The sequence below is a fragment of the Desulfosporosinus sp. HMP52 genome (genome assembly GCF_000765145.1).
GTDB lineage: Bacteria > Bacillota > Desulfitobacteriia > Desulfitobacteriales > Desulfitobacteriaceae > Desulfosporosinus.
Genome location: NZ_JMGA01000012.1, coordinates 95,473 through 107,941, shown reverse-complemented (window position 1 = coordinate 107,941; position 12,469 = coordinate 95,473). Strand labels below are relative to the sequence as shown.

Sequence of the window (12,469 nt, the reverse complement as noted above, 5' to 3'; positions counted from 1 at the left end):
CGGATTTTATCATGTCTATTAGGGCTATGCTTTTGCTTAAGAAATGTCACCCAGGATGTCCCTCAATTGTAAGTAGGCTTGATCGTTAGTCTGATCCAGATCACGTAAATTATCTGTGAGTATTCTAATATCCTTCGGGCTCACCAATAACTTCTTCAGAATTTCATAAAGTCTTGTTGTACTCATCTCCACAATAACTCCGTTTACACCGTCAACAACTTGTTCTTCTGCAGCAGCGTAATTAGTGCTAATGACAGGAATCTTTAAGATCAATGACTCACCAATTACCATTGGATAACCTTCAAATGCTGAAGTAAGCACAAATAAATCACTGTTCTTAATATATGGATGAGGATTTTCCTTATAGCCAATAAACTCGATCCTCTGCTCTACATTATATTTCCTGGCTAAATCCATATTTGTTTTAAGATCCGGGCCATCTCCTACGATTCTCCACACGAAGTTGTTGATATGATCCTCTTCTAAAAGCTTGCACACCTTTACAATTCTATCCATCCTCTTGGTTGCATTATCCACACGTCCAACTGTTATAATCTTAATCCTGCTGTCTTGTTCAAAAGGAATAAATTCACTAGCCTTCTTTAGAATATCCTCAGCAGAAAAAAAGTTATAGACCACAACAGTTTTGTGTTGATATTCCGGCAGTAGCTCATCGAATAGTGTTTTACAGGCTTTAGAGACACAAGCAATATAATCAAAATTCTTATAGATTTCCAGACAAACATCATGTTCAAAACCTGCTCTTAGGGGATCGGTATGAACCCAGGCAATTTTTTTAGCTGCCCGGACGAATTTATCGACAAACAGATTCGTACCTTGATTGAAGTAATTATGAGGAACATCATTAAAATAGGAAATAGCCACATCATAATTGCCTAAATTCTTTTGCCGTTTAAAAAGCATCCGGTAAAATTTATCCGATCCTAAAAGTCTAACCCCAACCATGGAGATCAGTCTGAGAAAGAGGCAGAACAGATTGCCCTTCTTGATCACTTCGCTCAAGGGTGTTGCTACTAAGCGCAAAAGCAAGTTCCCTTTAAGGATGCGGACAGGGTTAGGTATTTCCTGGATAAAGATGCCGTCTCCAAATGTAAACAGCTCCAACTCCAACTTATCCTGCTTGACTAATTCTTTCAACATATTGACTAAAGCCGTTTGCACCCCGCCAATCTGTAAATTTTGGGCAACAATTAATACTCTCATTTTCCCCATCCATATCATATAAGATTAAGACTTAATCCCCAAGGATTACCTCACTGTATAGTTCCTTCATTTTGACCTTAACCTTAGAAACATCAAAGGTCTTAACTGTTTCGATATTCTTCTGGCCCATGAACAATCTTAACTTCCTATCCTCGGCAACCTTTTTTATGAATTTAGCAAATCCATTGACATCCTTTGGATTAAGCAGAAATCCACCTTGGCCATTTTCAATCAAATCCGTATTGCCACGAATATTTGAGCATATTACCGGCAGACCGGCCGACATAGCTTCCATAACAGATACCGGTAAACCCTCATGGTATGAAGGGAAGACAAAAATATCTGAAGCAGAATATATCTCCGCTACATCATTTCTGAATCCTAAGAACCTCACTTTCTTTTCCACTCCAAGACTCCTAACCAGATTCTTAAGATAAGCTTGTAATTTACCTCGGCCACAAATTAAATATATTACCCTGGGATCATTGATCTTGGCTACGGCTCTGATAACTGTTTCATGATTCTTATTTTTATTCAATTCACCAACTGAAAGTAAAACCACTGTTTCTTCAGCTATCTCCAGCATTGCTCTTGTCTTACCCCTATCAGCATTTTTACTGCTGAACTTTTGGGTATTGACACCAATGCCGGGAATGTAGCAGACCTTATCCGCCTTGAATTTTTGCGCGAGACTATAGTCCTCCTGGTTTATGGTAATAATCACCTTTGTATATAGCGAAAGCAATACCTCAATTGGATAGTATAACAGCCAGTTGAGGAGAGGAGCATCTTTATAGAAGTGAAATCCATGAGGGGTATATAGAACCTTTGAAATACCTACAGCCCTGGCTGCCAGTCTGGCCAATACACTTCCCATTGGAGAATGGCAATGGACTGCGTCAAAATCCTCAGACTTCATAATTTCCTTAAGCTGTTTGTAGGCCTTAATATTCTTAAATGAAAATGGAGAACGCTGGATGTCGAAAGGATGCCTTACAATATTGAGTTCATCTAACCTCGGATTTGCATCCCTGAAATTTGCTGCCGCATGTACCTCATACCCTAATGAATGCAGTACTTCTATATTTCCCTGTTCAAAGAGATAAAATTGTCTGCTTACTGTTGAAACAATTAGGATCTTTTTCATTTTTATCCTCCAAATACGTACTGCGGGAATTCAGACAGAGCCGTCAAGCATATAAGTCTATCAGTTTATCTTCCATAATTGACCAGCTATATTTAGATTTATAAATCTCCCTGCCCTGCTCACCCATTTCTTTTCTCAAGTCAGGGTTATTTCTGAGTATGTTTACAGCTTCCCAAAATGCTTCTGAAGTATATTCGATAGCTAAACCAACTTTATTCCGGCTAATTAATCCATCGATTCCTGTACCCTTGCCTACAATAATAGGCTTGCCTAAGGCCATGGCTTCATACAATTTATTCGGTGCTGAATAGCGATGATTTTCAATGGCCGGATTATATACCGCAAACAATATATCGCATTCTGATTCTAACTTCAGAACATCCTTGTAATCTACTTTCCCATAAAAGTAGATATTCTCATATTCCTCGGATAGCTCTCTAAAATAGTCAGACAGATCTCCAAATCCACCAATATGCAGCTCGAATTTCTCGGAGCCTTTGATCACCTGCGCAATCTCCTGCAGAAGTCGATGATCTTGTAAAAGACCTATATATACTAATTTGAGATTGGGACTTTGAGATTTTACTACTGTTAGTTGTTGGTTAATATCTGATGGGATTTCCGGAGTATTATGAATGACTGTAACATTTCTCGGCCTGGCCTTCATGATCTGCTTATAGCGATCTTCATGGCATATTATCGTTGAAGTGGCGTGATTGATAACGAAATTATCCATTTTTTCTACTAAAGCCTTTAGGTTCCCGGGGACATAATGAGAATGGGTATAGTAATCATAAATATCATAGACGAGTTTTTTGCGGAAGATTTTTGCAGTCAGTATTGCCGGCAGGGATGTGTCGAAATCACAGCTATGGATAACCTGATATTTTTTTCTTCTCTTTAAAAGCTGTAAGAATAGCCAGGATTGAAATTTTAAAAGTTTGAATAAGGTTTTAATTCCTTGGGCATAACCGGCTTTAGTTTTAAATAAACAGATATTCGCGATTCCATCTTTCAATTGAATTTGCGGATTGGAATTTCCGCTTCCCTCTCTATCCCAGCCTAAAATACATACATCGTACCCATGCTTCACTAAAGAATTAGCAGTTTTTAGGGTTCTTGAATCATTCTCTATAAGGGTTGAGCGTAAAATAATAACCCCACTTGGTTTAATCATCAGAGGCCTCCCCAGCGATTCAAGTATTTTCTTTTACATACATGTCAATAAGGCAATTAAAAATCATAAGGCATATTTTTGTATACCTTACATAATTATCCTTATTTTACCACACCCCAAACCTTCCATCTACAAAATTATAATTAGTGACCGTTTCTTTTGTCGTATATATTAAAACCTTGATGCGTTCATACGGCCGTCCTGAAGAATGTCCTGATTAAAAGATAACTCACTCCAAACTTTAAGCTGATTTCTCGTGGAATACGATGTCCGGGGGCGATCTTCATTTTTGCTGCATCTTGATCTCTTTCATCCGGATGATCTCTATCACGAATACATCGGTAAAAACAAACAAAGTCATCATTGCAGATAATCCTAAGAGGCCCTAAATCAAAATGATCTAGGACCTCAAAAAATCCGTGGACATAAGCGGGTATACCCCAAGAGCATCTATTTTAACACCTGTAGCTGCACGGTTTCATGGTCAAGAATCTCTATAAATACAGTACTTGGCAGCTTTTCTAACAACAGTAGAGGCATCAACTTTTAGTTCCTTCGCCATCTGCCTTGTAGTACGATAGTTGGCATAGGCTCTTTCCAAAAGCTGCTTCTCCACACTTTCCACTGCATCCTTTAATGGCACCATCCCCGAAACAAGAATATATGAGGAACTAATTCCTACTTTATTCCGCAGGTAGGAAGGTAAATCCTCGCCGGTGATGTTATCATCTATGGTAGTAACAACCATTCTTTCAATAAGGTTTTCTAATTCTCTGATATTTCCCGGCCAGTCATACTGCATCAGTATATCAACTACTCCCTGTGATATCTTTTTATTCTTTTTATATTTGTAGTTAAATACCTCCACAAAATGTGCCGCCAGGGGGGGGATATCATCTTTACGATCGCGCAGGGGCGGGACATGTACCGGCACTACATTTAAGCGGTAATAAAGATCCTCGCGAAACTGCTTTTGCTGCACCATTTCTAATAGATTTCTGTTTGTAGCGGCGACAATGCGCACATCCATATTAATAACACTTGATCCCCCAACCCGGATAATTTCTTTGTTTTGCAAAAACCTCAGCACCTTGACCTGTAAATTCAGCGGCATTTCACCGATTTCATCCAGAAATAAAGTCCCTCCGGAAGCCAGTTCGATATATCCTGGCTTGCCTTCTTTTTTGGCTCCGGTAAAGGCCCCTCCATCATAGCCAAATAATTCCGATTCCAGTAAATTCTCAGGAATAGCCCCACAGTTCACCTTAATAAAGGGTTTATTCTGGCGTGAGTTGTTACTGTGAATTGTCTGGGCTATCAGTTCCTTACCGGTACCTGATTCACCGGTAATTAAAATAGTAGAATCAACTGAGGCCAACCTTACCACCATATCTAACAGGTCTCTCATCTTAGCCGAGCTAACAACCAAGTTTTCCGATTTATCATACCGCAGCTTCAAAGTACGCAGCTGATTTTCATAGTGCTGGGTTAGCCCCTTGGCTTTTTCCAGCTTGTGTCTTAATAGATTTAGTTCAGTGATATCCCTGACATTACAGACAACCCTGATTATTTCACCGCTGGCGTCAATGACCGGGTTTCCCGTAGTCAGGGTAAGCTTACCTGTTTTGCTTGTCTGCATAATCGTGATGGATTTCTTCTTCTCCAAGACGTGGCAGGTTACAGGTTCAGAAATAATACCGTCTCTTCTAATGTCCTCCACACTTAGCCCCAGGTATTCATGGGCATTAATGCCCGTCAGCTGTTCAAAGGCCTTATTATAACGCAGGATTTTTCCTTTGCCGTCAGTTATAAATAACCCGTCAAAAGATGATTCCACTATGGCATCCAATTCTTCATTTAATTCCTTCACATAGCACAGTTCCTTAGACACCTTATCCAGCTCAGAGATATCTTGGAGCACCGCAACGGCACCGATAATCTTACCATCTTTTTTAATCGGAGAACGGTTAGATGCAAAGTAGCAGTCATTAAGTTTTACTTTCTTTAAAGTTTCAACTTTTCCAGTCTCAATTACATAGGACAGTCTAGCTGTAGGAAGTACATCCAGGATATTTTTCCCAACAACAACTTCTGCTTCAAGGCCCAGTAACTTAGCGGCTGACAAATTCCAGACCTTAATTATCCCTTTTGCATCCACCGAAATAATTGCATTATGAGTGGAATTTATGATCGTATCAAGTTCCAGGGAAATGTTGCGGTAAGAATGAAAGAAGGCTTTGGCAATATCCCCGCGGGTAATGATCCCCACTACCCGCCCGTTTTCAACAACGGGCAGCCGGGGTACCGTAGCATTGACTACATCACCAAACTCATCCTCAGGATGGCCCGTGAGAATCTTCCGGGTCATTAAGACTTCCACCTGGGTATTCATATCCATGCCCCTGCTTATCGCCCGGTAAATATGACTCTTGGTAAAAAGGCCTACTAATTTACCATTTTCGTCTAATACCGGGGCACCGTCTATTTTATTGGCTATAAAAATATTTACTACCTCACAAATCTTATGATTAGGACTTATGGTTAAGGGATCAGGGGTCATAATTTCCCGAACCTTCATTTAATCTCACTTCCTTACTGCATATATATTAGTTTTTAGATCTCAGAACTAATTCTATGTTTTCTGAATTTATCCTTTTTTCAGTTAATTATTTCGCCTGCTGTCTCATAACTTAAGAGTCAAAAGCTCTACCCCGGATTGTGCTTTATTCCAGAACGTTTGACTCTTAAGTCTAATCTAAACACCCTCCCGCAGTGCTGTTGCAGCTATTTCCTTAAGTGAAAATGTAGAAGCACCGCCCTTTCCGATATAACAAAGGCCTACCACAGCAAAGTTAACTCAGAAAGGACAGGTGCTCTAAAAATCCTTAAACCCTAAATATATAGAAGCTAATCCCCATAATTTATCCTTATTAGCGCGGCTGTACCTTTAGACTTTGTTTTTATATCTAACGGCTACTTCCGCCGCTAAAGTATAGGGATCTGTTTCTTTTTTCAACAACTTATCAATCATTTTTTCCATTTCCCCGCCTGCATCTAAGTCATTTAATACCGGCTGCAGGATTGCTCCCCACAGAGCTTCATTAAATTCCGAAGTAGTCTTACGGCGCAAACGCTCAGACAAAAGATTATTATCCACCAGGTAGCGGTAATGATCTTCGATCTTATCGCAAATAACTGACACACTCTCGGCGAATTTTTTAGGTTCCTGTACGCTTTCTACCAGTAATACAGGTATCTCCCAACCACCTTTAGTAACAGACATATGAACCATGTTTGCCACTTCTTTATATAAGCTGGCGGTACCGTCACGGTCTGCCTTGTTAATGATAAAGATATCTGCAATCTCCATTAAACCGGCTTTAAGAGCCTGTATTTCATCCCCCATACCGGGCACCAAGACAACTATTACAGTATGAGCATGATTAATGATTTCTACCTCTTGCTGCCCCACCCCTACAGTTTCGACTATTATGGAGTCTTTGCCCATAGCATCCATGACATGAATGGCTTCTCCCACAGCCTTGGATATACCACCCATGGAACCTCTGGTAGCCAGGCTGCGCAAGAATACCCCTTTATCCTCAGCATGCCGCAGCATACGGATTCTATCTCCCAAAAGTGCTCCCCCCGTAAAGGGGCTGGTGGGGTCTACTGCCAGAACACCCACAGTCTTCTTTCTCTGACGGTAGGAAAAAACCAGTTCATCTGTCAAGGTACTTTTACCGGCTCCCGGGGCACCGGTAATGCCTATCACATGAGCATTCCCGGTTTTAGTAAAAATTTGCTGCATAAAAACATGGGTACCGGGTATTTGATCTTCTAGGTTTCTGATGAGGCGGGAGGCTGAACGGACATCCCCCGCCAATACTTTTTGACCTAATTCTTTCATAGCACTCACGCCCTTGGAGTTACATTAGTATTAATCCATTCCACCAATGAATCAAGTTTGGCTCCCGGCGTAAATAATGCTTTTAGTCCTGCGTCGTAAAGAGGCTGCATATCCTGCTCCGGAATAATCCCTCCACCGATAACGCAGATATCATCGGCACCTTCCGCCTTCAAAAGATTAACGACTTGCGGGAACAGATACTTGTGGGCACCTGATAAACAGCTCAAGCCTACAAGATCAACATCTTCCTGAATAGCAGCAGCAGCTATTTGCTCCGGAGTCTGGTGACAACCGGTATAAATCACCTCAAAGCCGGCATCCCGGAAACACCTGGCTAACACCTTCGCCCCCCGATCATGGCCATCCAGGCCGGGTTTAGACAAGAGTATACGAATTTTTCTCTCTGCCATCACACTTACCTCCTTCAACTTTAGGGAAAAACCATTTCCACTTTAAAAAATGCCGGCTACCTAAGAATTCCAACTCAATCTTAGTAAATGCCAGGGTCGCGGTATTCCCCAAAAACTCCTCTGTAAACATCGCAGATTTCCTGAACAGTGGCGTAGTTCTTAACCGCTTCAATACAATAAGGCATAACATTTTCGCCTTTCTTACAAGCAGCCTCGATGTCTTTAAGTGTTTCGGCTACTTTACGGCCGTCCCGCTTTCTCTTAACTTCAGCCAGACGATTGAGCTGTTCTGCTTCAACGGAGTCATTTATTTCTACTATCGGAATGTCAATCTTTTCATCTTCCTGGACATACTTGTTCACACCGATCATGACTTTTTCCTGAGCATCGATTTGCTTTTGGAATTTATAAGAAGCATCGGAAATTTCCAGCTGGGGGAAGCCCTGCTCGATAGCAGCAACCATACCGCCCATATCGTCAATTTTATGAATATATTCCCAAGCTTTTTCTTCCATTTCATTGGTCAGTGCTTCCACGAAATATGAACCCGCCAGCGGGTCAATAGTGCTGGCCACACCGGTTTCTTCAGCGATAATCTGCTGAGTCCGCAGGGCAATTTGTACTGCATGGTCTGAAGGCAGACACAGAACTTCGTCTAGTGAGTTGGTGTGCAGTGACTGGGTGCCGCCGAGAACACCGGCCAGAGCTTCAATAGCAGTCCGCACCACGTTATTGTAAGGCTGCTGGGCGGTAAGGGAGCAACCGGCAGTCTGGGTATGGAATCTCATCCATAAGGAACGGGGGTCCTGGGCACCATAACGTTCACGCATTGCTTTCGCCCAGATCCGGCGAGCAGCTCTTAATTTAGCAATTTCTTCAAAGAAATCGATATGCGAGTTAAAGAAGAAAGATAATCTGGGAGCAAATTCATCAACCTGTAAACCTTTACGTCTGATCACGTCTTCTACATATTCCATACCGTCTCTTAAAGTGAAGGCCAGTTCCTGTACGGCCGTTGACCCGGCTTCTCTGATGTGATAACCGCTGATACTGACGGTATTCCACTTAGGCACATATTTGGTACCAAACTCTATGGTATCGCTAATTAATTTTACCGACGGCTCGGGGGGGCACATAAAGGTCTTCTGAGCAATAAATTCTTTTAACATATCATTCTGAATGGTACCGCCGATCTTGTTCAGAGAAATTCCCTGTTCCTGGGCACAAGCAATATACATGGCCCATAATATAGTTGCAGGGGGGTTAATAGTCATAGAGGTGGTTATCTTATCCAGGGGAATCCCGCTGATCAGGTCTCTGAAATCATCGATGGTATCAATAGCCACTCCTACTTTTCCACACTCACCCCTGGCTTTGGGAGAATCAGTATCATAACCCATCAGGGTGGGGAAATCAAAGGCAGTGCTCAGGCCGGTCTGGCCGGTGGCCAACAGGTACTTCCAGCGCTTATTGGTTTCAACAGCTGTCCCCATACCGGAGAACATTCTGAAGGTCCAGTACTTTCCACGATAACCGGATGGCTGGCAGCCTCTCAAATATGGATATTGTCCGGGATAAGCTATATCCCGCTCAAAATCCATTTCTTTAATATCCTCGGGACCGTATATTCTCTTGATTCCCAAATCAGAAACCGTGGTCCAGCTTTCTTTTTGGTCCGGGTGTTTGGCCACAATTTTTTTAACTTCATCTTCCCATTTTTGCCTTAATAAGCTTGACTTGTTTACTAATTCTTCATTAATCAAAAGTTGTTCCCTCCTAATGGTTTATAGTTTAATACTCAATCCCTGCCCTATCTTTAATACCCGCATTATAGTGATGTTTTACCTCGGTAACTTCACTTACCAAATCAGCTATTTCTCTCAACTTATCGGATGCATATCGGCCGCTTAACAATATATCCAATTCTGCCGGCTTATTTTTAACCATCTCTAGTACTTCTTCCTCTGGAATGAGCTTAAAATCCAGGGCCACATTAATCTCATCCAGGATGACCATGTTATAGTCACCACCGGCAATGATCTCTTTAGCTTTTGCCAAACCTTGTTGGGCCATCTCCACGTCTACAGGCGCAGGATTGTTCCGCATAACAAAACTATCCAGTCCGAATTGATAGATTTGCAAGTCTGGAAGAAACTTTTCTGCGGCAATCACCTCTCCATATTTACGTCCCTTCATAAACTGAATAACGCATACCTTGTAGCCCTGTCCAAGAGCCCGTAATGCCTGACCAAAGGATGACGTTGTCTTGCCCTTGCCGTTCCCCGTAATTACCATCACCAAGCCACGCTTGGCTATGCTCGCCGTGGACTGCATCACACTCAATGTATTCACCTCTTTTCTTCACTCTTTCCCGTCTAGTCAATCAATGTGGAATCAAATTACTTTCGCATCTTTAACTCTTATATAAGCAAGAACAATGCCAATTTCTAATAATTCTGAATATTGACTATATAGCAAGCCCCTAGCTACTTTCTAACTTTAAACCTTGCCTAATAATTGTTGCATTGTTGCATTGCCGCAACGCAATAAAGAAGCAGAATCACTGATAATTTGCCTGCCCACCCCGTTTAAAACCTAACAGACTTGGTTTAATCTCTATGTTGCACATTTCAATAGTTTGTTGCAATATTGCAACTAATTATTGAAGGAAGGAAAATCAAACCTCCTGCTTGAGTACTTCTTCATCTAAGGTAAAGCGCCAGGCGCAAAACCATTCATCGGGATGAGCATCGGGAGGGCAGCCAATACATTCAGTTTTAAGGCCGGGGTCTATTGCCTTGGCAAATTGGGGGTATTCTACCAGACCCGCCGACTTGCAGGGGTAATCCTCTAAACCCCGGCGTTTTCTGGCTGACTGAACACGGCAATTATTCATCTGAAAAACTATACTGTTCGGGCTTTCCTCAATAATGCTCTGTTCATTAATCCCAGCATACATTCTAAACTGCAAGGCCTGCTTTAAACCCGCCAGCCCCGGTTTTTCCGGCAACCCCAGATAACGTTTAACAGACCAAGCTTCGAAAGGCGAGAATTGTGCCCAGCAGGAATCGTTACAGCGCTTTGCATCAAACATTCCATGCTTGAACTCCACCGCCTGGAACCATATACCATCATTAGCCAGCCAGTTTATGGAGGCTGCAGTAATAAGTTCAAGCAGCTTTTCCTTGGGCAGACTAAGTAATGGTTTGGGCACCCCATTTTCCATTTCAAAACCAAAGAATTTAGACAACCGCTCCATTTGCGTATGGAAGCTTTTCCGGTAAACGGTGTCCATCACCTCTAAAGCCTCTTGCCTACCCATCTGGTGTTGTACTTCCATGAACCATAATGTATGATGCACCATCATACGATGAAACATATCCATAGCCAGTTTGGATAAATCTTCATTACCAAGGGTATCCCAGGCAGATTCTTTCTGCATCTAAACCCCTCCTTCTAGATAGAGCACCGGATACGAAGAACTCTCGACTTATTCAATGTCGATCAAGATGCCTTCATGCAGAAGAGTCTTAAGCAATTCCTCATCCAGATCCTCATCATTCTCCGATCTAACAGAGGCTATTACTATCTGATTCAATTGAATGCTAACTCTAAGACAATCGCCATTTTTTAAATTAAGTTGTTTATTAACCTCCAAAGGGAGCAATATTTGACCAAAATCATCGATGGTCATACTTATTGTTGTTGCCATTCTTATTAACTCCATTCTATTAAAATAAGATGGTTAACTATAAAAAGTTCATGCCAATATTTTCACATAATTATTTCCTCCTCACTCATTGTCTTTCTCACAACACTGCTATTTGGTATTTGGCATTAAGCAATTATTCTATATTACTTGCAACATCTATGCCATCTTTTTATTTATTAACAACTATGCTTAAATAGCAATGCCTTAATGTCAATTTTTATTAAAAACTACTATTCTTCTTTAAGTAAACGTTGTATTACTGCAACACTATTAGTTGTTATGTTTGTTGTAGCTTTGCAAATTTCCAGATACATAGGGGCCTAGCGCGATGAAATAAGGGCCTTCTGTATGACTAAACCTGTTGCAAGATGCCAGCACTGGGGTTGAATCTCTATGTTGCGCATTTGAGTTATCCGTTGTGATATTGCAGCAATTGTTCAATCAAATGCGAAGGTGAGTAAATTATGCTCTTGCGTTCCAGTAAATAAAAAAGCCCCCCGTAAATTTACGGAAAGCCCTCAGGTTTTACTACATTCTTACCATGGATATTTTTTAGACTTCCGCACTATAGACTACGCCATCCACCTCTGGATAGGTTTCCTAAGAGATTCTCTCTTGGGGCAGTTCTCGCGCGACTTCACCGAGCTTTAGACGCTTCAATGCTTATTTATCTATACGCCTATCGGAGTATTAAAGAAAGCCTTTCAGGGTGTTATCCCTTCATTCGACTTTTCGTGATGTTAGTTCTATCAGAATTAGTCTGATGTCTAGGCTTTTATTGACCTAGAAACGTGTCGCACTTACCTGCCCGGAACGGCGACACCCCGAGAGCCGGTCCGGCGAGTAGAATTGATTTGAACGATATACAAACCATCGAAAGTTCACCCTG

General features: G+C 41.6%; 10 protein-coding genes. All 10 read right to left on the bottom strand.

Annotation, left to right across the window (positions count from 1 at the left end):
• Nucleotides 1-36: 36 nt before the first annotated feature.
• Nucleotides 37-1,224, bottom strand: a complete 1,188-nt coding sequence (locus tag DP73_RS04775) for a glycosyltransferase (RefSeq protein ID WP_034597876.1) — start codon at nucleotides 1,222-1,224, stop codon at nucleotides 37-39.
• 31 nt (nucleotides 1,225-1,255) lie between these two features.
• On the bottom strand, nucleotides 1,256-2,371 hold the full coding sequence (locus tag DP73_RS04770; protein WP_034597875.1) for a glycosyltransferase family 4 protein: 1,116 nt from the start codon (nucleotides 2,369-2,371) through the stop codon (nucleotides 1,256-1,258).
• A 43-nt stretch (nucleotides 2,372-2,414) separates the two neighbouring features.
• On the bottom strand, nucleotides 2,415-3,548 hold the full coding sequence (locus tag DP73_RS04765) for a glycosyltransferase family 4 protein (protein WP_034597874.1): 1,134 nt from the start codon (nucleotides 3,546-3,548) through the stop codon (nucleotides 2,415-2,417).
• A gap of 484 nt (nucleotides 3,549-4,032) precedes the next feature.
• Entirely contained in the window at nucleotides 4,033-6,126 is a 2,094-nt protein-coding gene (locus DP73_RS04760) for a sigma 54-interacting transcriptional regulator (RefSeq protein ID WP_034597872.1), read from the bottom strand.
• Between the two features lie 369 nt (nucleotides 6,127-6,495).
• Complete coding sequence (meaB, locus tag DP73_RS04755) at nucleotides 6,496-7,458, bottom strand: methylmalonyl Co-A mutase-associated GTPase MeaB (RefSeq protein ID WP_034597871.1); 963 nt, start codon at nucleotides 7,456-7,458, stop codon at nucleotides 6,496-6,498.
• Nucleotides 7,459-7,463: 5 nt separating this feature from the next.
• Nucleotides 7,464-7,868, bottom strand: a complete 405-nt coding sequence (locus tag DP73_RS04750) for a cobalamin B12-binding domain-containing protein (protein WP_034597869.1) — start codon at nucleotides 7,866-7,868, stop codon at nucleotides 7,464-7,466.
• Between the two features lie 80 nt (nucleotides 7,869-7,948).
• Nucleotides 7,949-9,631: a methylmalonyl-CoA mutase family protein gene (locus DP73_RS04745; RefSeq protein WP_034597868.1), complete on the bottom strand. Its 1,683-nt coding sequence runs from the start codon at nucleotides 9,629-9,631 to the stop codon at nucleotides 7,949-7,951.
• 28 nt (nucleotides 9,632-9,659) lie between these two features.
• A complete protein-coding gene (locus DP73_RS04740; protein WP_034597867.1) occupies nucleotides 9,660-10,211 on the bottom strand; it encodes a cob(I)yrinic acid a,c-diamide adenosyltransferase in 552 nt (183 codons plus the stop codon).
• A 334-nt stretch (nucleotides 10,212-10,545) separates the two neighbouring features.
• Complete coding sequence (locus tag DP73_RS04735; protein ID WP_034597866.1) at nucleotides 10,546-11,310, bottom strand: DUF6125 family protein; 765 nt, start codon at nucleotides 11,308-11,310, stop codon at nucleotides 10,546-10,548.
• A 48-nt stretch (nucleotides 11,311-11,358) separates the two neighbouring features.
• Nucleotides 11,359-11,580, bottom strand: coding sequence for an AbrB/MazE/SpoVT family DNA-binding domain-containing protein (locus tag DP73_RS04730; RefSeq protein ID WP_034597865.1), 222 nt, complete (start codon nucleotides 11,578-11,580; stop codon nucleotides 11,359-11,361).
• Nucleotides 11,581-12,469 lie beyond the last annotated feature (889 nt).